The 20366-nt window shown below is 41.3% G+C and carries 17 protein-coding genes; 9 read left to right on the top strand and 8 right to left on the bottom strand.

Features of this window, described 5'->3' with window-relative positions:
* The first annotated feature begins 59 nt into the window (after nt 1–59).
* From ABIC84_RS07460 to ABIC84_RS07440, 5 genes are all read left to right on the top strand, one after another.
* The gene (locus tag ABIC84_RS07460) at nt 60–677 is read left to right on the top strand and encodes a hypothetical protein (protein WP_429263165.1); all 618 of its coding nucleotides are present in this window, start codon (nt 60–62) and stop codon (nt 675–677) included.
* A gap of 42 nt (nt 678–719) precedes the next feature.
* Complete coding sequence (locus ABIC84_RS07455) at nt 720–938, top strand: hypothetical protein (RefSeq protein ID WP_429263164.1); 219 nt, start codon at nt 720–722, stop codon at nt 936–938.
* A gap of 378 nt (nt 939–1316) precedes the next feature.
* Nucleotides 1317–4589 (top strand): SusC/RagA family TonB-linked outer membrane protein, encoded by a 3273-nt coding sequence (locus tag ABIC84_RS07450; protein ID WP_429263163.1) that lies wholly within the window; start codon nt 1317–1319, stop codon nt 4587–4589.
* 24 nt (nt 4590–4613) lie between these two features.
* Nucleotides 4614–6143, top strand: coding sequence for a RagB/SusD family nutrient uptake outer membrane protein (locus tag ABIC84_RS07445; RefSeq protein ID WP_426580883.1), 1530 nt, complete (start codon nt 4614–4616; stop codon nt 6141–6143).
* Between the two features lie 247 nt (nt 6144–6390).
* On the top strand, nt 6391–7332 hold the full coding sequence (locus ABIC84_RS07440; protein ID WP_429263162.1) for a helix-turn-helix domain-containing protein: 942 nt from the start codon (nt 6391–6393) through the stop codon (nt 7330–7332).
* 285 nt (nt 7333–7617) lie between these two features.
* On the opposite strand, the gene ABIC84_RS07435 is transcribed toward ABIC84_RS07440, so the two are convergent.
* The 5 genes from ABIC84_RS07435 to ABIC84_RS07415 form a co-directional block, all read right to left on the bottom strand.
* Nucleotides 7618–8313, bottom strand: coding sequence for a Crp/Fnr family transcriptional regulator (locus ABIC84_RS07435; RefSeq protein ID WP_091163089.1), 696 nt, complete (start codon nt 8311–8313; stop codon nt 7618–7620).
* Between the two features lie 270 nt (nt 8314–8583).
* Entirely contained in the window at nt 8584–9231 is a 648-nt protein-coding gene (locus ABIC84_RS07430) for a response regulator transcription factor (RefSeq protein ID WP_090523305.1), read from the bottom strand.
* Nucleotides 9232–9257: 26 nt separating this feature from the next.
* The gene (locus ABIC84_RS07425; protein WP_091163090.1) at nt 9258–10064 is read right to left on the bottom strand and encodes a sensor histidine kinase; all 807 of its coding nucleotides are present in this window, start codon (nt 10062–10064) and stop codon (nt 9258–9260) included.
* Nucleotides 10048–10713, bottom strand: a complete 666-nt coding sequence (locus ABIC84_RS07420; protein WP_426580877.1) for a hypothetical protein — start codon at nt 10711–10713, stop codon at nt 10048–10050. The genes ABIC84_RS07425 and ABIC84_RS07420 overlap by 17 nt, the downstream gene beginning before the upstream one ends.
* 23 nt (nt 10714–10736) lie before the next feature.
* Nucleotides 10737–11285: a hypothetical protein gene (locus tag ABIC84_RS07415; RefSeq protein ID WP_426580875.1), complete on the bottom strand. Its 549-nt coding sequence runs from the start codon at nt 11283–11285 to the stop codon at nt 10737–10739.
* Between the two features lie 411 nt (nt 11286–11696).
* Between ABIC84_RS07415 and ABIC84_RS07410 the strand changes: the two genes are divergently transcribed.
* Nucleotides 11697–12245 (top strand): inclusion body family protein, encoded by a 549-nt coding sequence (locus ABIC84_RS07410; RefSeq protein WP_426580873.1) that lies wholly within the window; start codon nt 11697–11699, stop codon nt 12243–12245.
* A 101-nt stretch (nt 12246–12346) separates the two neighbouring features.
* On the opposite strand, the gene ABIC84_RS07405 is transcribed toward ABIC84_RS07410, so the two are convergent.
* A complete protein-coding gene (locus tag ABIC84_RS07405; protein WP_429263161.1) occupies nt 12347–13507 on the bottom strand; it encodes a hypothetical protein in 1161 nt (386 codons plus the stop codon).
* 315 nt (nt 13508–13822) lie between these two features.
* On the opposite strand from ABIC84_RS07405, the gene ABIC84_RS07400 reads away from it, so the two are divergent.
* The 3 genes from ABIC84_RS07400 to ABIC84_RS07390 all read left to right on the top strand — a co-directional run bounded on the left by ABIC84_RS07400 (nt 13823) and on the right by ABIC84_RS07390 (nt 18483).
* Nucleotides 13823–16321, top strand: coding sequence for a glycoside hydrolase family 9 protein (locus ABIC84_RS07400; RefSeq protein ID WP_429263160.1), 2499 nt, complete (start codon nt 13823–13825; stop codon nt 16319–16321).
* 4 nt (nt 16322–16325) lie between these two features.
* Complete coding sequence (locus ABIC84_RS07395) at nt 16326–17912, top strand: AGE family epimerase/isomerase (protein ID WP_429263159.1); 1587 nt, start codon at nt 16326–16328, stop codon at nt 17910–17912.
* Between the two features lie 205 nt (nt 17913–18117).
* The gene (locus ABIC84_RS07390; protein WP_426580865.1) at nt 18118–18483 is read left to right on the top strand and encodes a hypothetical protein; all 366 of its coding nucleotides are present in this window, start codon (nt 18118–18120) and stop codon (nt 18481–18483) included.
* A 151-nt stretch (nt 18484–18634) separates the two neighbouring features.
* Here the strand turns inward: ABIC84_RS07390 and ABIC84_RS07385 are convergent, their stop codons facing one another.
* Both ABIC84_RS07385 and ABIC84_RS07380 read right to left on the bottom strand, forming a co-directional pair.
* Entirely contained in the window at nt 18635–19054 is a 420-nt protein-coding gene (locus ABIC84_RS07385; protein WP_354481211.1) for an OsmC family peroxiredoxin, read from the bottom strand.
* Between the two features lie 114 nt (nt 19055–19168).
* A complete protein-coding gene (locus tag ABIC84_RS07380) occupies nt 19169–20239 on the bottom strand; it encodes an NADH:flavin oxidoreductase/NADH oxidase (protein ID WP_429263158.1) in 1071 nt (356 codons plus the stop codon).
* Nucleotides 20240–20366 lie beyond the last annotated feature (127 nt).

Here is a 20366-nt window from a genome sequence, read left to right as displayed (position 1 = left end):
CCGAAAGCGCAAAGCTTAAAGCTGTGGTCTGATCATTCATGTAATATTTTATTAAACTAATGCAAAAACTTACTTTAACTATGGTAGCTGCTGTTTTAGGTATCGGCAGCATCACCACCGGTACCATTGATCATAAGCTTAACCGGGCCATAACTATCGACTCGTTGGGCGCCTGCCAGGGCATTTCATACCAAAATGGTCGCATATTTTTATATGGCGACAGGGAAGTTGGAATGATCCGGGAGTTTAAGTTGGAAAATGATAGCCTGGTATATCTGCATAAGGAATATAAGCTAACCCAAAACGGGCAGGATATTATTAACCACCCTACCGGCATAGCCTATAACAATGATAGAGGCCCAACCTTTATAGGCAACTCTATCCGATTGAATGCGGCGGGTAGCCAGTGGAGAGCGGTTATTTATAATGTAAACTGGAAAGGCTTGCTTAAAACCGGTACGCTTGATGGTAACTTAATTAATACCATTGAGGATGATGCCTGTATCCAGGGCACCCGTCCGGAATATGTAAAGTATAATAATAAGTGGTATGTAGCCACTGCAGATTATGGTGATCACGGCAACGAAGTGCGTTTATACGACCCTGAAAAGCTGGCCAAAGCCAAAAGCACGAAGGAACCTGGTGTGCTTTACAAAAAATTTACGTGTACACCCTAGGTACAAAATCTGTTTTGGAAGGCTGATAAAGGCGTTTTAGTATTGATCCAGAATAAGCTTGAGGGCAGGCAATGGCGGTTTACTTATGTTGATCTTAAAAAATCAATAGAGGCCGGTAAACAGGTGGTGCTAAGCCAGGTTGATGGTATTGACAGAGGCGATGAGTTGGAAGGTTTTTCCCTGCTCGGTGGTGGTGAGAAAGGGATAGCCGTAACCTCATCACGGAAAAATAACGTGAATTTTACCACTACTTCATGGTAGTGTTAAAAAACGGGCTAAAGCAAAAAATTCTGCAAATAGGCAAGTATTTTTCTATTTTTTGTTTAATGTAAATTTAACACTAAGGTATCCTTTGGTTAAGATAACAGGTTTAGCTTTGCTGTCATTATTACAATATTAATAACTTTATATTAATATTATTTAATGATAACGCAATAATAATTATTAAATTATTAATCTTTGGCTCATGTCTTTAAAAATATCGCCTATGTAACATAACTTCAACTTAACATCGGGCCCGGCGATAAAACTAAGAACCGGTGAATGCGCTAACACTCACCCGGTCCGGGATAATTGTCAAATAACTCAAAAGCGGTCCAAGGCTTTAAGTCATTTCTTTCAACAATCAATTTTAAAAATATGAATAAAAAGATTAACCCAAATCTTTTGAGCAGGTTTTTTTTAATTCCTGTATTGTTTTTACTGGTTTTGCTAAAACCTTTTATCTCAAATGCTTCGGTAAAAAATATAGTATATAACGCAACCCAAATCACGGGTATTGTTACCGACGAAACTAATCTTCCGTTACCCGGTGTATCAGTTCGGATCAAAGGGACTGATAAGGGTACCGCAACTAACACAAACGGTAAATATACCATTTCGACCGATGAAGGCGCCGTGCTGGTTTTTAATTTTATTGGTTATGAGCAGCAGGAAATAACTGTTGGAGGTTCATCAACCATTAACGTTAAGATGAAACCAAAATCAAACATGCTTAACGAAGTGGTAGCCATTGGTTACCAGTCTATTCGTAAAAGTGATGTTACCGGCTCTATTGCCAGCGTTAAAGCCAGTGATCTTAATCTTTCTGCTCCTTCATTGGGGCAGGCCCTTGCTGGTAAGGTATCAGGTGTACAAGTGTCTCAAACCAGCGGTGCACCATATACAAGCACTAAAATCAGGGTAAGGGGCGTTGGCTCATTTAACGCCAGTTCTGATCCCCTATATGTAATTGATGGTTACCCGGCCGGTAATGATATCTTCATTAACCCCGATGATATCGAAAGCATCGACATTTTGAAAGATGCTGCATCTGCTGCAATCTACGGTTCACGCGCATCGGGCGGTGTGGTATTGGTCACTACCAAAAAAGGTAAAGAAGGTAAAGGCCGTTTTGAGTATGACGTGCAAACAGGCGTTGATCAGCTTGCCCATAAAGTGAAGCTACTTAATGCTGATCAGGCAGCCCTGCTGGTTATCGACGGCCGTAACAATGCTTATCATGACCTTTGGGTAAACTCAGGCCATACGTGGAACGATGCCATGTACTCTGATAACAACGCAATCCGCGTTACTAACGTTGGTAATTCAGGTAGTGTAAGTATTCCGAATGGCTTATATGATTTTGCTTCGCAAACCCCTATTAAACAGACAGTACATACTGATTGGCAGGACGAGCTTTACCGCAACACGTTTTTCCAGAAACATACCTTGTCTTTTTCAGGAGCATCGAATGGTATTCGTTATTATGTAAGCGGTGCGTATCAAAACCAGCCAGGTATTATTCAATCAACAGGTCAGCAACGTGTTAACTTTCGTACAAATATTGATGGTGATGTAAGTAAACGTATTCATATTGGTGCAAACATAGCTTATACTCAAAACACCAACCAGGAAACACAAGAAGGCCGCTTTGATCATAGCCCAATCCTTGGCGCCTTGATTTATATGCCTTACCTGCCTGCTTATAATGCTGATGGTACTTTACAAACAAACGTTGAAGCTGCCGGTTCATCACAATACGGCTATCAGAGCATCGAAAATCCTGTAGCACTTGCCGAGCGTATTAAAATTAATAGAAAGGGTTACCGTAGTACTTATAATGCAAACGTTACTTATAATATTTTGCCTGGTTTTAATTTTAAAACTAACCTTGGTACACAAACCTATACCGAAAAATACGATTACTACTACCCAACCACGATAAGCAGTGGTGCGTTCCCTCCGGGATCTCAGCAGTCAATACTGGCGGCCAATGCACAGGCATCAAACCTTGTTAACGTTGACAGGCTGGCTGAGTTTACGTTGAATTATACCAAACAATTTGGTAAACACCACTTTGATGCGTTAGCCGGTTACACTGCGCAAAAAACAACCAGCGATTACATCAGTGTAAAAGCAAACGGTTTTCAGAGTGATTATGTACCAGAACTTTCAGGTAAAGGTGCCGATGCAGCCTTCTTTAGTTTAAACTCGGCTTCTAAAAGTACTTATACGTTATTGTCATATCTTGGTCGTGCAAACTACAACTATGCGGGTAAATATTTCTTAACCGCATCGTTTCGTGCCGATGGTTCTTCTCGTTTCGGACCGGCAAATAAATACGGTTATTTCCCTTCTGTGGCCACAGGCTGGAACCTTTCTGACGAGTCTTTCTATCACAATTTCCTTGGCGAACAGTCAACAGTTAAGATTCGTGCAAGCTGGGGTAAAAGTGGTAACTTCAATATCCCTAACTACGCTATCGCACAAACCCTGGCCAGCCCGGTTGGTGCAGTGTTAAACGGTGGTATTGCTACTGCTACATACGCCGGCGGTTTAAAGGATCCTAAGCTAAGCTGGGAAACAACCTCACAATATAACTTTGGTGCCGATATTGGTTTATTTAACGGCCGTTTACAGGTTATCGCCAACTATTACTTAAGTTATTCATATAACCTTTTGTACAATCAGCCAATTTCGGCAATATCCGGCAGTACTACTATCTTAACTAATCTGCACGACTCAAGGATCCGTAATACCGGTTTTGACTTGCAGTTAGATGGTAAGATAATTAATACAAAGGATTTTACATTTGGCGCGAGCGGTAATATTTCATTAAACCGCAACAAAGTAGTTAAACTGCCTGCTCAAAATACCCTCATCATCAACGGTGCCGAGCGTTCATACCTTACCAGTATAACTACCCAGGGCCAGCCTATCGGTATGTTCTACGGTTTCCAGGTTGGTGGTATAATCAACGCTTCTAACTATGGTAAAACTGCTCCATCAGCTTCTCAAACCAACCCTGCCAAAATTGGCGACCTTTGGTTTGTTGATACCAATAAAGACGGTGTTGTGAATGATGCTGATAAAACCATTATCGGTTCACCATATGCTAAATTTACTTACGGCTTCGCCCTTAACAGCACTTACAAACGTTTTGACTTCGGTGCTTCATTCAACGGTTCTTATGGTAATAAGATACTTGACGGGCAGGATTATTATTTGTACAATGGGGAAGGTTCCGGTAACCAGTATGCTAATGTTGCACAACGTTATCGTAACGAAGCTGAACCAGGGGACGGTTCATTTTACCGTGCTTCACGTGCCGGTACGCAAAGTAACAGTACCCGTTTATCAACTTTTTACCTGCAAAGCGGCTCATATCTGCGTTGTACCAACCTTACTTTAGGTTATACCTTGCCTGCCTTCCTGCAGCAAACTTTAGGCCTGAGCAAAGCACGCGTTTTTGCCAGCGTTGTGAACGCATTTACCATCACCAAGTATAAAGGTTATAACCCCGATGTGGATTATAACTATTCAGGCGCTGCTTCAAACAATACTCAGCCTGCCAATCTGGCCCCGGGTATCGATTATGGTACTTACCCGCTGGTTAGATCTTATAACTTAGGTGTTAATGTTACTTTTTAATGAATTTTTTAAAGAGATATTGAGATGAATAAAAAATTTGTAGCCATTGCCTGCCTTGCAGTTGCAGTGGCGATAAGCCCGTCTTGTAAAAAAGACTTTTTAAATGAGAGTGACCCCAACGCTATAACGGTTGATGCCAGCTATAAAACCCCTAATGATGTGTTACTGGCTGTAAACGGTATTTATCAATCGTTACGCAGTGGCAATAACGTAGGCGAAAGCAGTGATTTGTGGACAGATCAGCGTTCGGATGACACCGGTACTCAGGATAACCAGTCAAACGCAGGCGAACCTTTTCAGTTTGGTAATTTTTCGATACTGCCAAGCAATACCTATCTTAAAAGTCATTGGGTATCGCTTTATGGTACTGTTACCCGCGCTAACGTGGTGTTGTCGCATATTGATGCTGTGCCGTTTCCGGATAATAGTGTAAAGTTGCAATACATTGCCGAAGCCAAATTTTTACGTGCATTTACTTATTTTGAATTGGTGCGCCTTTGGGGGGATGTACCGTTGGTTACTAAGCAATTATCTTATGCTGAATTGCCTACAGCTACTTTCCGCGAAAAGCAAGCCGTTGTTTATCAACAGATAGTGGCCGATCTGACAGATGTTATCAATAACAGCCCGCTACCTAACCTGCAAGCTTCTACCGGCAGAACCTCAAAAGCGGCTGCTAATTTCCTGTTGGGTCAGGTGTACCTTACTATGGCAACTACCCAGGATCAGGCTAACCGTACAACTAACCTTACCAATGCCAAAACATATCTAATGAATGCTTATAATATGCGTACTTTTGGCACGCTAAACAGCATCCCTTATACTGATGTTTTTGATGTCGCAAAAAAAACAACATGTCCGGAGTTAATCTTCCAGATAGTAAATATTCAGGGTGATGTTAATTATAGCTCTTCAATTGCGGCTAATTTCCAGGCAAAGGGTGAGACTATCAACTCGCAAAAAAAATCATCAGGTGCTGGTTATAATGTTACTCATGATTTGATTAATGAGTATGAAACCAACGATCCCCGCATGACTTTCTCTGTTAAATATGCCAATGATCCTATTGTGAAAGACTGGTTTGTTACTAAATTCAGGGATGTGAGCACCAGCGCCGGCGTAAATGGCTACGGCGGTAACGACTGGATCCTGATGCGCTATGCTGATGTGATCCTTTCCCTGGCCGAAGTTAATAACTACCTTGGCGACCAGGCTGCTGCTATCGGCTTCCTTGACCAGGTACGCACACGTGCAGGTATGCCAACTTATGCGGTATCAATGACTAACAGTGATTATGCCACCAAATACCCAACATTAAAGCTGGCTATTTTGCATGAGCGCCGTGTTGAGCTTGCTTTTGAGCATCACCGCTGGTACGATTTGTTGCGTACCTTTAACGATGCAGATCTGGTAGCTTACTTCAAAGCAAAAAAACAAACTGATTTTGGTTTGGCTTCATTGGCAAACTTTACCGCTAAAGATCGTTATTACCCGATTCCGTTTGATGAGTACAAACTTGACCCTGTTAAGATGTACCAAAACCCGGGTTATTAATACTGGTGTTATATAGAAGGAAGCCGCCTCGTAAGTCAATTATGAGGCGGCTTCTTTTATCATCTGTTAATGGGTATTTATCAAATTCAAATAACATTTCTATTATGTATTAAGTTTGTTTTGCCTCCGGAAAATATAAAGTGTTGATCTACTGCAAACTTTTGTTTGAGTTTTGTAAGAACTGATTTACCAGAAGCAAATATTGATGTAGTTATCATTAAGTTTGTTTAGCTCATTAAAGCAAAAGATGAAAACAGTAACAGTAGAAGATTTTTACAAAGATGCTGCCGGGCGTACCAATAGCACGGTGGGCGACCTGCTTCCGGCTGATATCAATAACCAGATAGGGCATTTTAATGTATTCAACCTTACCGACATCATTGCTAAAATAAAGAAGGATCCTACCCATGTACCTTACAATCGCAGGCTATATTATAAAATTAACCTGGTGAGGGGCAGGAATATTGCTGAGTATGCAGATAAGGTTATTAATATTGAAAAGAATGCATTAGTGTTTGGCACACCCAAAATTCCTTATAGCTGGAAACCACAGAGTATGGATCAATCCGGATATTTCTGCATTTTTACTGATGAGTTTTTGGTACAATCTAAAAGCGGTGTGGTATTAGATGCTTTACCGATCTTTAGTCCCGGAGGGTGCCCGGTGTTTATGCTTACCGATGAACAGGCCGATGAGATCACCCTCATTTTTAAAAAGATGCAGCATGAAATAGCATCCGATTACCTGTACAAGTATGACCTGATCAGGAACTATGTACTGGAGCTAATTCATTATGGCCAAAAATTGCAGCCCTTTACCAATTATAATAACAGTCATAATGCATCTGCAAGGGTATCATCCCTATTTATTGAATTGCTGGAGAGGCAGTTTCCAATAGCGTCACCCGATCAAAGAATCCGTCTGCGTACAGCTAAAGACTATGCCGACAGACTTGCTGTTCATAGCAATCATCTTAATAAAGTATTAAAAGAGAGTACCGGCAAAACTACAACTGAGCATATAGCCGGCCGGCTCATCCAGGAGGCCCGCATCCTGCTCAAACAAACCGACTGGAATATATCGGAAATAGCCTATAGCCTGGGCTTCGGGCAGTTGTCGCATTTTTCAAACTTCTTTAAAAAGCAAACATCGTTATCGCCGGTTGAAGTACGGAATTTGGTTGGGTGAGGGCTGGCTGCCGATAATTATCTAAATGTTAAAAATGATTGTCGTTAATTTAAAGAGAAACTGAGCCTATATAAAAAATCGTTGATCATTTGAGCGACAGATTAAATGAATTTACCTTGAATAATGGGTATAGGTTTGACAGGGGTGAAGCTAATGATTATGAATAATATCGCAATCGACACCAATATTCTGCTTTACGCCTCATGATTTTTATCCCAAAAAAGCTAAAAATAATAAACCCATTTAAGGCAAAAGGATAATAATATTTCGAAGTAATTATCCCATTTACAACTCGTCATCCTGAGTTAAAAGAAAAAGTTTATCATGATTGATAATACTGATCTTTTTGCCATTTGTGCTAATCAGTTTTTCCTGTAACAACTCGTTAACTACCCTGAAAACGGTTTCGTAAGTGGCGCCGGCGTATGAAGCCAGGTCCTGCCGGGTAAGTTCTACATCAATATGGCCTTCCGGGTTTGTACCAAACTGATTTTTGAGGCTTATGAGTGCCTGGGCAACGCGGCCCTTTACCGGCATATGCGCGAGATTACGCATTTTGCGTTCAGCCTCCTGCAGTTCGTCGGCAAAAAATAACATTAGCTGGTAGGTAAACTGAGGGTTTACTTTTAAAGTAGCTTCAAAAAACTCCATATCAATGTAGCATATAATACCTGCTTCCAACGCTGTTGCCGAAATAGGGTAGTGGGTGGCATGTTTACCCAACACACGGTGACCAAAAATGGCACCCTTATTGGCAAAGCGAATAATAAGTTCTTTATCCGGCCCCCATTTTTTATGAACTTTTACATTGCCTTCATAAACAAAGTAAATTCCTTTCACCGGGTCGCCTTCACTGAAAATAACCTGTCCTTTTTTTACATTAAAGTTTTTTTTGTTGGCTGCAATTGCAGGCAGCCACTCTTTTATACAGCCCTTACATAAAAGACAGGTTTGATTATCGCACTGGATATTTCTTTTCATTCAAATCTTGATCAATCAGTCAACGTTTTGTTGTAAAAATATCAATGAAAATTGTATTTTTTATCAAAACAATGAATTTTAATTGATGAATTTTTCTATAATTATTGGCTTATATGATTTTAACAATGATAAATCATGTTTTTTGTTAAGCGAAAAGATTAATTATGCTTTTTAAGGTTTGTTTTAAGCGTTTATTTTGTGTGTTTATTAATAAACGGAATCTTGTTTTAAGAGGATGTGCAAAATGCGATGGCTAATTTTAAAAAAGCCTCATATTATCCCATTCTTTACAGCAAACATTACCAGCCCTGCGGTATTGCGTACGCCCACCTTATCTATCAGGCGCTGCCTGATCCCTTCAACCGAGCGCGGACTAAGGAATAGTTGTTTGCCCATTTCATTGGCAGTTTTTTCGGCACAAATTAATTTCAGTACATCCTGTTCCCGTTCGGTGAGTTCAACGCCTTCTTTAAAGGATGGTTTGATATTACCTTTTATCACCAATTTCTTTAAAAGTGCGTTGCTTACTATATTGTTAAAGTAATAGCCTGTTTCGTGTACCGAATATATCGCTTTCCTGATTTCTTCAGCTTCTGCGTTCTTTAGCAGATACCCGTTGGCGCCAATCTCCATTAAATGAATTACGAACTTTTCGTCATCGTACATCGTCACCACTAAAATTTTCATATCAGGATACTTCTTTTTAATGTGTTTGGTAGCTTCCATGCCATCCATAACAGGCATTTTAAGGTCCATGATAATTACATCGGGCATATTGGTTTCAATGCCTTTTATCAGGTCTTCACCATCGCCGGCCTCAAGCATTACTTCCAGGTTCTCATCCTGGGTAAGTCCAATTTTGAGGCCGTCCCTGTATATGGTATAATCATCGGCTATGGCAATTTTAATAGGTTTCATCGCCTTATTTTTGATTGTTATAATGGTTAAATAGTAATTGTTCGGGGGATGCTGATATTAATGTAGTATCCCTCGGGCTTGTGATTGAATGATACCTCGCCTTTCAGCAAAATGATGCGGGTTTGGATAGCTTTGAGGCCAAGGCCCTGTTTATTAAACTTCAGTTCTTCATATTGTGCATGGCTGAGCCCCTTCCCATTATGAAAAATACTAATGTTTAAAGCATCGTGGTTATAAGTTGATGTGATATGTATTTTTTTAGGTCTGGCATGTTTAAGTATATTGTTCATTAACTCCTGCACCATGCGGTATATGCTAATATCATTTTCATTAGCCTGGGTTGTATATGAATCATCAAGATCGGTGGTAATAAATATGAGGTCGTTATTTGTTATTTTCTCAACAAAATGCCTGATTGCTTCATTTAGCCCGAACTCTTTCAGAATACTGGAGTGCAAATTGTGCGAAATACCACGCACCTGTTTAATGGCCATGTCAAGCAGCTCCTGTCCTTTTTCATACCTCGGCTCATTGTTTTTATCAATAACGTTGATCTTTACCCCTTGCAAATGCAGCTTTGATGCCGATAAAATGGCGCCCACTTCATCATGCAGCTCTTCGGCAATACGATGACGTTCAGTTTCTTCACTGCGCACAGCTGCCTCTATCAACTGGTTTTGCTGGGTTTGATGCAGCCTTTGTATTTTTTGCTGATACTGGTATTTCTTACGCTGAAAAAATATAAAAATGAGCAATATACTTGCGAATAAGGAAAGCATAACCGCAATGCCCATAAAGAGCAGGAGCCTGATATCATCATTCGTTTGTTTCATATAACCCTTTCGCTATAAATACACATAAAATGGTATAGGTGAAATTGTGGATGTTCCACAGGCTTATGGCAAAGTTGTGCAGACGCAGCGTGAGTTCATTGTACAGCAAAAAAATGAAAAAGTTTACAGTGTAGTAAATACCCAGGCCGGTTACTATCCAAAAGTCGGGCTGTTTCTTACTGGGTTCTTCATCGTCGGTTATTTTAAACAGGTAATACTGCATACAATAAAACATCATAATTACCGCCTCAAACGATAGTAATCTGCTGCTCAATTGTCCGTAATCAAAAAAGTTTTGATAAAAGATGAAATTGATAAGTACAAACCCTAAAAAAATATACGGCGCTATCCTTTTTGTTTTGGACAAAAACTGCTGGTTTAACTTTATAAAAAAAGAGCTGAATAATAACACCCTGATTATGGAATGTATATTATACAGATAATTATTGGTGTTGTATGGGTGCGGTAAAATTGTTTTAAGCTTCCATATGGCATCAATAGTTACATTAATTGCCAGCGCCGTCCATAAATATATAACAACAGGTTTGTTAAAAGCAGGTTGTTTTTTCTTCAAACAAAGAATGGCCAGGGGAATGAGCAACGCCCAAACCTCCGACCAGTCAGATATACCTTTTATTAGCTGTTCCACTTTGCAGCAGTTTTGTAACGCTATTACATTTTTGCCGGAGGTGATGGATTTGAATCAACATCCCCGGTGTCTGAGTCGCGGTAATCAATAGGTACACCGTTTTTTATAAGGCTGATGGCGTATACAAGGTGCTGGTTGGAAGCTATGATCTTAGGGGTGAAAACCAGGAAGTCATAATCACGTTTTTTTCCGCTATCGGTTGAGATAATCGCCATAATAGCTTTTTTGGTGAGATATGTATTGCCTAAAACCACCGGGCCGGTTAAGTTAACCAGTGTGTCTTTTGTAATAGCCAGTGTATCGGGATGCATGGGGTTAAGATATCCTCCGGCTGTATCCAGAATATATGATACAAGCTGATATGGCTTTTTAACGTCATCAATCTGAGGGCTGTAAAACTGAAAAACAAAATTGTCAGTTTTGGTCGAGTCGAGCCAGTGATTAATCTGTGTAGCGGTGTACTTTACCTGGGCAAATTTGGTAGCCTGCCTGCATGAAGTCATGGCAAAAAACAAGCAAATAGTAATCGCTGCAGCGATCGGTCTGAATAAGTTAAAAGGTCGTTTTTTCATGATATAATAGGTTTAATATGCAGGTAATATAGTTGTATTATTTATATTTTATGTTGATAATAATAAATTATATAAGTGAGAAATTATTTATACTACTGTGAAAAAATTTCTCACTAATTATTTATTGTTCGCTTTGTTTTCTGCTGATTTTCCTATGTCGCAAAGTTAGTAGGTGTGAAATAGTGTGAAAGGGTGTTTTTATGGTTTGTATACGTATAAATACTTATTTTTTTTATTCGGTATTTTTTCTCTAATAAGCCTGTTTAAATAAGCGGAGGTTTGTATTGTGATAAGCGAATAAGAAAAACCGGTTAAGAAGCGCTTCGGTTCTGCTCGCTCTGATCAAAGGAGCTAACCCGAAAATCCTTTAAAGAGTAGGGACATTTATTTATCCTAATAACCCTTTTAGTCATGGCAATTAACAGTGAATTTGTCTCCACCTCGCAGGAGATCATCAACATCCAGGTAGTTATCGATACCGATGCAATTACTACCGATTATCCAAACCCAAGTCAGGATCCTAACAATCCAACAGGTTTGCCGCATAACTATATGTATATGGTTGCTACCCGCGGTAATACCATGACCGGATCTGGCGGCGCCGACCTTAACATCAAAGCTGATGTAGGTGATGTTATACGCTGGTATGCAGTATCAGAGTACGGTAACTTTGATTCGGCTGTAGTTATTTACAAGTTAGCATGGTATGCGCAGGATGTAGTATTTGATGGTGAAACTTTCAATGTATATACGCGCACAGGCATTTTGCCAACTAATAGTACCGCTATTCCGGTTGGCTTTTCTACTCAAAATTTTTGGTTTAACCAGGCTACTGTAATTGGCAAAGGTACCGAGCAATATAACGTGCAGTTTGCACTTTACGTACGCCAGCGGGGCGTTGATAATCCGGTATTATTTGGTTACTATTACTGGGACCCAACCGTTACCGTGCAAAGCTAACCCAGCTTAAACCCGAATTAAAAGAACAGGCACAAGCCCGGTTAATCATCATATGATACCGGACTTGTGCCTGATTTGCATTAAACGGCTTTAAAGCTTTTTTATTTGGTTTTACCACTACCTCCTTTACTGTCATCTCCCTCGGGTTGGTCGGTTGGTTTTTCATTTCCAACGGTAGTTGAATCATGTTGCTCTGTTGGCTGATCTTTGGTTGGTTCGGTAGCCTTTAACCCGGCATAGGTGCCTGCGCTTATACCCATCATCAGCAATATATTGTTATCGAAATCGGGAAGCAGGTTTGATGATACGGTTTTTTGTATAAAAATTAGCCCGAACAGGATATTGAACAGCACGTTTTGAAGGCGCTGAATATTGATGCTGGTCCTGTCAGATAGGATATCATGAAAAAAGCCTTCACTATGTGCTTTGGGATCAATCTCCGTTTTGGTTTTTTGGTCATTTTCGATAACCTTGCCCGTAGCCATAGTTGCAGCGCTAATGCCCAGGATAGCCAGCAGTGAACCCGGGATGTCAGGAAGTGCCCCCGTTTCATTACATATATAGAGGTAAGTGACCGAGAAAATGACCGTCCAATAAAGAAGTTGCGTGCGGCTCAGACTGTAGTATAAGTTGCTGTCATCTTTTAAAATATTGTTTTTTAAGCCCATAGCCAGGAAGCCGGCCATAATAACGGCCATTATCCATACCCAAACCCGGTTTATTTTCTGTTTAACCTCAAGTTGTGTTTTTATTAATCCTTTGGTTATGTAACCACCCGAATACCCCACCGAAAAATATACCGGAATGCGGGCTTTATCGATGGATTTGCTGGCTAAAAACTGCACGGCCAGGTTCTGTACCGACTCGTCTATTTTGAAATACACGATCTTTTCGTAATCGTTATTACTCCAAAAAGCAGTTTCTCCTACTTTGATATCGTCAACATACAGGGTTTTGAACGAATCGATTGGGAGTGTAGTTTTGAGTCTGATAGCGATGATCTCATTTAACCTGGCCGAATCTTTTCTTCCGCTTAGGTTGTAAATATTTAATATAGAATCGGGAAGAAGGGCTTTAGTTACTGAATCTTTTTTAACCCCGTTATTTTTTACACTATCAATGTTGGCAGGCTGAGCGTGAACTGCTTCAGAGAAAATAAGAATAAAAAAAACAGCTGTAAATAGTTTAAATACTTGTTTTTTTAAACAGGGGTTCAGTAACAGCAGTGAAGCTATTACAGCTAAGCATAAAAGGAAGGCCATCGGTTTAATAATTGTTGCCTACTCTTTGATCCCTTTTTCGGCACACAGGTATTACTGGTAATCAAATTTAAATTAATTACTGAACAAATTGAATACCTAATATCAGGTATTTTTATTTTTAATTAATTGGTAATAAGTTGTTTGCGGTGTTATTGGCTGGTTTTTTATTAATAGTGATTTTTAATGTAAAATACCCGTTATTGTATAAAATCGGCAACAAAAGGTTAATATATCATTATACTGAGCCCTTGTCACAGAGGTATTTTTAGCCGTGCAAATATCTTGTTGCATATTACCGGTTAATCCATTATCCTGATGAGATCTAAATTTACCTTCACCGCGATTATTGCTGCCTGTTGTTTACTGCCCAGTTTTTTGTATGCACAGGTTAAGCCTGCTGCTGGCTTAATGAAGCTTAACGCGCAGGAATATCTTGAATATAAGGGCATAAACGTAATGCTTGCCTATGATTTTTACCCCGAAGGGCATCAGGGAGGGGTAGGCATTATTCAAAACGGACAGCGTGTAGCTACCAATGGTGATATCAGGCTGGAACCCACGCCGGGTCAATGGTCGCCTATACCCAAAGTAGGTAAGCGTGTGGTTAATAAAGCTACCGGCGAAGTAAGCGTACGCATGGAGTTCCCCAATCCGGATATGAATCGCCACGGTTTCAACCCTATTATCTATCCGGATCTGAATTTTGCTTATAATATTCGGGTGATCCCTGCGGGAAAGGCGTTTAGGATCATTGTTGATTTGGATAAGCCATTGCCCGATAATTGGATAGGTAAAGTAGGTTTTAACCTGGAGTTATTCCCGGGGATTTTGTTTGGCAAATCTTATTACATGGATAAGCAATTTGGCATATTCCCTCAACAGGCCGACGGACAAACTTATATCGACAAAGAAGGTGAAACCCAGGTTATGCCCATGGCCGAAGGCAGAAAGCTCACTATTACGCCCGAAACCGATTTGCAGCGCATGACTATCGAAAACCTTTCGGGCGGCAGCCTGCAATTGTTAGATGGCCGGGCCAAGCATAACAATGGCTGGTTTGTGGTACGTTCGTTAGTGGCTAAAGGCGCGTCAAAAGATGCTGTAGAATGGCTGGTAACCCCAAATGCTGTAGAGGGCTGGCAATCGCAACCGGTAGTTCAGGTATCGCAGGTAGGGTATCATCCCGCGCAGCAAAAAATTGCGGTAATTGAACTGGATAAAAATGATAAAAGAGTATTGCCGGTTTCGCTGATGAGGATAAATGAAAACGGCGGACTAATAACCGCTTTGAAAGCCACACCCACCATTTGGGGAGATTTTTTAAGGTATCATTACCTGCAATTTGATTTTACAAAGATCACCACACCGGGTATGTACTTGGTGAAATATGGCAATTATCAAACGGAGCCATTCCAGATCAGTACTGATGTATTTAGAAACGATGTATGGCAGCCAACGCTTTCATATTTCCTGCCTATACAGATGTGCCATATGCGGGTTAACGAAAAATACCGCGTATGGCACGGCTTATGCCATATGGATGATGCCCGAATGGCGCCGGTTGATTCCAACCATTTCGACGGCTATATTCAGGGGCATAGTACACTCAATAAATATAAACCGGGCGATAACGTACCATTTCTCGACCGCGGTGCATGGCACGATGCCGGTGATTTTGACCTGCGGGTTGAGTCGCAGGCAGAAACGGTACATGGGCTTACATTAGCTTATGAGGCTTTCGACGTAAAATATGATAACACAACTATCGACCAAAAGAACCACGTCGTTGAAATTCATCAGCCCGATGGCAAACCGGATATGCTGCAACAGATTGAGCACGGTTTATTAGCCATTACGGGAGGCTACCAGGCCTTGGGGCGTTTTTACCGTGGAGTTATTGAGCCAACCATCAGGCAGTACACCATTTTGGGTGATGCCGCCAATATCACCGATAACAAACCTTTTGTAACCAATGCTTCAAATACTAACCCTGTATTGAAAACGCCCGCGGCGGCTGATGACCGCTGGGTGTTTACCGAGGAAAACCCTGGCCGTTCGTTAGAAACAGCCGCCGCCTTGGCTGCTGCAAGCCGTGTAATGAAGGGCTATAATGATACGCTTGCTACGCAATGCCTGCAAATAGCACAGGAAGTTTGGAAAAACACACCTGACCATACTTTGCGCCATCGCGTTGCTTTGGCGGTAGAATTACTCATCGCCACAAAAGATAAAACCTATACCAATTACCTGGTAAACAATACCGATGCGATAGTCAATAGTATTGATAACACCGGCTGGCTGGTTGGCCGCACCATGGGGTTGATCAATGATGCAAATTATCATGATAAAATAACCGAAGCAGTAAAAAAACTATATGCTCAAATTCAGCAGCAGGGAACTAAAACCCCTTATGGAGTTCCGTACGAACCCAATATTTGGGGAGCGGGATGGGGGATCCAGAATTTTGGTTATAAACAATACTTTTTATACTCCGGTTTTCCGTCTGTTTTTAGTGATACCTATATGCTGCATGCTATTGATTTTGTGCTGGGCTGCCATCCGGGTTCTAATACAGCTTCGTTTGTATCGGGTGTAGGTTCAAAATCAATGACAACTGCGTACGGCTTTAACAGGGCCGACCGCTCATATATTCCCGGTGGTATTACCTCGGGCACGGCGCTTATCCGGCCTGATTTTCCCGAACTGCTTAACTGGCCTTACCTATGGCAACAGGGCGAATACGTTTTGGGCGGTGGCACAACCGACTACCTGTTTTTAGTTTTAGCGGCCGATCATGTTTTAAATAAAAAGTAAGCTTATGAAATTGAAGATCAATTTGCTATCGGCTTTAACCAGCGCCGTGTCGATTGTATTTGCCCAAAATAATCAGAGCGAAAAGCAAAAGATAGCCCATGAAATGCAAATATCCATGGTTGATGAACTGCTTAAGCCCTGGTACCCGGCCGCTATTGATACTGCCGATGGTGGCTTTTTAAGTGCTTTCACCTATGATTTCAAGCCAACAGGTAACCAGGATAAAATGATAGTGACCCAGGCGCGCCACGTTTGGAGCAACAGCAAAGCTGCTGAGCTTTTCCCCGCAAAAAAATATTATATAGAGGGGGCCCGCCATGGCTATGAGTTTTTGCGGGATAAATTGTGGGATAAGCAATACGGGGGTTTTTACATTTTTACGGATAGACAAGGCAAACCCAAACAGGGTGGTTTTGCTCCTAAAGAAGCTTATGGTAATTCTTTTGCAATTTACGCGCTTGCAGCATATTACCAGGCCTCGGGCGATACCAGCGCATTAAATTTGGCTAAGCAATGTTTTTGGTGGTTGGAAAAACACGCTCACGATCCGGTTTATAAGGGATACTATCAGCATATGCAGCGTGATGGAACACCAATTGTGAGGGATGCAACCATAAAATCTACTGCCGAAACGGGTTATAAAGATCAAAACTCATCCATCCATCTGCTGGAGGCGTTTACTGAATTATACAGCGTGTGGCCGGATGAATTGCTTAAAACCCGCCTGAAAGAAATGTTAATGCTGGTGCGTGATAAGATCACTAATGATAAGGGAAATCTTATCCTGTTTTTTCAACCCGATTTGACACCGGTATCTTACCACGATTCTACCCTTGCCGTTTATAAGCAGCATCATAGCCTTGATCATATTTCGTACGGGCACAATGTAGAAACGGCTTATCTGATGCTCGAAGCTTCACTTGCTTTAAGTATTGAAGGGGATGTCAAAACCTTGCAGGTGGGCAAAAAAATGGTTGATGATGCGTTGGATAATGGCTGGGATAATAAAGTGGGCGGTTTTTACGATGAGGGCTATTACTTTAAAGATAAGCCCGGACTTACCATTACTGAGGATACCAAGAACTGGTGGGCGCAGGCCGAAGGACTCAACACGCTGCTCATTATGGCCGCCAGGTATCCGCAGGATAAGCACCAGTACTTTGAAAAGTTTAAAACCCTGTGGCAATATACGCAAACCTACCTCATTGACCATGAACACGGCGACTGGTACCAGGGGGGTATAGATAAACAACCCCAATACAAAACCGCTCTCAAAGGCCAGATCTGGAAGGGAACTTATCACACTTTCCGCGCGCTGATGAACTGCGTGATGCAACTTGACTCGGATAAAATACCACCCACCGCACCAAAGCAGGTAAAACTGGTTAAAGCTACCGGTACTATAAAATGGCGGGTATCTAAGGATAATAAGCGGGTGCTGGGCTATAATATTTACAATAATGGCAAACGGATAGGTTTTACGCCGTTAAATTATTTTGTGGTGGACAGGAGTTTGGGGGGTAAAGGCAAGTTAACAGTGAGAGCGGTTGATTTGGCGGGTAATCAGTCTGCTTTGAATAAAGCTTTTTAATTTAGTAATCAATGGCTTATGGCAATGTTATTGTGAGTTGGTTGATGTTCAAATGTCTTGATCCGGTTTTTATTAGGATGCACTTTCGCTTTTTGCTTTCAGCCTTCAGCTTTTGAAAGTGACCACGATCATCTTTTTAACACACCATGGTCATGTTACAGGTAAGCTGTATCAGCCATCTTTGTATCATTAAAAGATAACAATCATGGCAACTTTAAAAATAAATGCTCCTGAATGGGCCACTGCAAATACCAATACCGTTAACACCGCCAATACTAAAGCCGGCAACAATACCTGGAATAAGTTAATGGCCTTTGCCGATAGCCAGGCACCTAATAAAACAGTTTGGTTCATGTTTTCACTTGTTTCACAAGGTGTGCTCTTTTTACCTGTACCTGCTTTCCTGCTGTATTATTACAATGCTCCGATAGTAGTACTGGTAGTAACTCTTGTGTTATTCTTTGCCAACATCATAGCCGGTATGGGCGGCTCCGGTATCCGTACACTGCTTGGTTTTTTCGCGTTCAGCGTTCTGGTCCATATTACCATGTTGCTTGTATTTATGCTGTAATATAGCTTATTGACCCCTGATTTAATATGTGCTGAAAAGTCGCCGGTTTGCCGGCGGCTTTGTTGTTTTAAAAAGGAGTGGATAAGGGATGAGTCAACAAAAGGGGGATTGTGCACAGCACAATCCCCCTTTTGTATTTTGTAAAATGTAATTAAGCGTAAGTAACACTCAAAGTAATTGGTACGCTCAGCGCTTTTGAAATAATGCAGTTAGCTTTGGCGCCTTCGGCAATTTCTTTGAATTGCTGTTCAGAAACACCATCAATTGCTGATCCTTTTATTTCTAAATGGATGCCTGTAACCTCTAAGGCTTGCATATCAAGGTCAAGAATTGCATCGGTAGTTAAATCATTAGGAGTAAAGCCTGCCTGGGTTAAAGCAGCGCCAACAGCCATAGTAAAGCAGCCTGCATGAGCAGCAGCTAATAACTCTTCGGGGTTAGTGCCGATGCCATCGGCAAAGCGGGTTTTAAATGAATACTGGGTTTTGTTTAATACAGTGCTTTGGGTAGTGATCTCTCCCTGGCCTGCCTGTAATGTACCGTTCCAATGGGCGTTTGCTGTACGTTTCATAGCGTGTGGTTTTTATATTAATTCATAGTTTATGGTTCATTGTTGATGGTTGGATTAGTTTAGGAAATAGTTTCAGGTACTGCTATGAACCATGAACTATTAGCCATTAACCAATCAATGCCATTTAGCGCGTTCATACTGAACAGGCCACTTTATTTCGTGGCCAAGCTCATGTGCAGCGCGCAGGGCAAAATGTGGATCACGAAGCATTTCCCTTGCAAAAAACACAAGATCGGCACGTTCGTTTTCTATAATTTCGTTAGCCTGTTCCGATTTGGTGATCAAACCTACCGTACCTGTAAGTATACCGCTTTCTTTTTTAACTTTTTCGGCAAATTCAACTTGATAACCTGGTGTTAACGGGATTTTAACATTTGGTATGTTTCCGCCTGTTGAACAGTCAATCAAATCAACACCTTTTCCTTTTAAAATATTGGCTAATGCAACGGAATCTCCGGCCGTCCAGCCGCCTTCTACCCATTCGGTTGCCGAAATCCGTACAAACAGTAGGTTCTCTTCAGGCCAAACTTCCTTAACACTTTCAATTATTTCGAGGAGTAAACGAATGCGGTTTTCAAAGCTTCCGCCATATTCGTCTGTACGTTGGTTACTGAACGGTGAAAGAAATTGATTGATCAGGTATCCGTGTGCACCATGCAATTCTATCACTTGAAAGCCGGCATCAACAGCCCGTTTAGCAGCGGCTTTGAAATCGGCTTTTACTTTTTCAATGCCCGCTTTATCTAAAGCTATGGGTGGTTCTTCATTTTCAAAAAAAGAAATGGCACTTGCCGAAACACTTTGCCAACCGTTTGGCTGATCGGCAGGGACCTGTTTACCGCCGTTCCATGGTTCCTGGTGACTTGACTTACGTCCTGCATGCGCCAGCTGGGTACCCGGAACAGCGCCCTGAGCCTTTATAAAATCAGTAATCTGTTTTAGTTTTTCAACATGTTCGTCTTTATACAAACCCAGGTCGGCAAAGGTAATGCGGCCTTCGGGTGATACTGCGGCGGCTTCGGTAATGATTAATCCCGCACCGCCTGTAGCAAAGCTACCAAGGTGTACCAGGTGCCAGTCGTTGGCAAAACCATCCTGGCTTGAATACTCGCACATAGGCGATACTACGATGCGGTTTTTTAGTTCGATGTTTTTTATTTTAAGGGGAGAGAATAGTGTAGACATGTTTTTTGTTTTTGCAAATATGCGTACTAACAAGCAGTGTGTATGTACTGTTTTTGTAAAATGATATTGCAGTGAGAGGAAAGAAGCGTTTTGTGCCAGGCGGAATTGTCCGAATCAGAATTACAGA

This window comes from Mucilaginibacter sp. 3215, assembly GCF_050433785.1.
Classification (GTDB): Bacteria; Bacteroidota; Bacteroidia; order Sphingobacteriales; family Sphingobacteriaceae; genus Mucilaginibacter.
The sequence above is the reverse complement of the archived record's forward strand: the minus strand, read 5'-3'. Positions and strand labels throughout refer to the sequence as shown.

Bases quoted from the DNA above. Each gene is read 5' to 3' on its own strand.
- ABIC84_RS07400 (WP_429263160.1), top strand. From the start codon at position 13,823: ATGAGATCTAAATTTACCTTCACCGCGATTATTGCTGCCTGTTGTTTA.
- ABIC84_RS07390 (WP_426580865.1), top strand. From the start codon at position 18,118: ATGGCAACTTTAAAAATAAATGCTCCTGAATGGGCCACTGCAAATACC.
- ABIC84_RS07425 (WP_091163090.1), bottom strand. From the start codon at position 10,064: ATGAAACAAACGAATGATGATATCAGGCTCCTGCTCTTTATGGGCATT.
- ABIC84_RS07395 (WP_429263159.1), top strand. From the start codon at position 16,326: ATGAAATTGAAGATCAATTTGCTATCGGCTTTAACCAGCGCCGTGTCG.
- ABIC84_RS07460 (WP_429263165.1), top strand. From the start codon at position 60: ATGCAAAAACTTACTTTAACTATGGTAGCTGCTGTTTTAGGTATCGGC.
- ABIC84_RS07430 (WP_090523305.1), bottom strand. From the start codon at position 9,231: ATGAAACCTATTAAAATTGCCATAGCCGATGATTATACCATATACAGG.
- ABIC84_RS07410 (WP_426580873.1), top strand. From the start codon at position 11,697: ATGGCAATTAACAGTGAATTTGTCTCCACCTCGCAGGAGATCATCAAC.
- ABIC84_RS07385 (WP_354481211.1), bottom strand. From the start codon at position 19,054: ATGAAACGTACAGCAAACGCCCATTGGAACGGTACATTACAGGCAGGC.
- ABIC84_RS07445 (WP_426580883.1), top strand. From the start codon at position 4,614: ATGAATAAAAAATTTGTAGCCATTGCCTGCCTTGCAGTTGCAGTGGCG.
- ABIC84_RS07450 (WP_429263163.1), top strand. From the start codon at position 1,317: ATGAATAAAAAGATTAACCCAAATCTTTTGAGCAGGTTTTTTTTAATT.
- ABIC84_RS07380 (WP_429263158.1), bottom strand. From the start codon at position 20,239: ATGTCTACACTATTCTCTCCCCTTAAAATAAAAAACATCGAACTAAAA.
- ABIC84_RS07440 (WP_429263162.1), top strand. From the start codon at position 6,391: ATGAAAACAGTAACAGTAGAAGATTTTTACAAAGATGCTGCCGGGCGT.
- ABIC84_RS07435 (WP_091163089.1), bottom strand. From the start codon at position 8,313: ATGAAAAGAAATATCCAGTGCGATAATCAAACCTGTCTTTTATGTAAG.
- ABIC84_RS07415 (WP_426580875.1), bottom strand. From the start codon at position 11,285: ATGAAAAAACGACCTTTTAACTTATTCAGACCGATCGCTGCAGCGATT.
- ABIC84_RS07405 (WP_429263161.1), bottom strand. From the start codon at position 13,507: ATGGCCTTCCTTTTATGCTTAGCTGTAATAGCTTCACTGCTGTTACTG.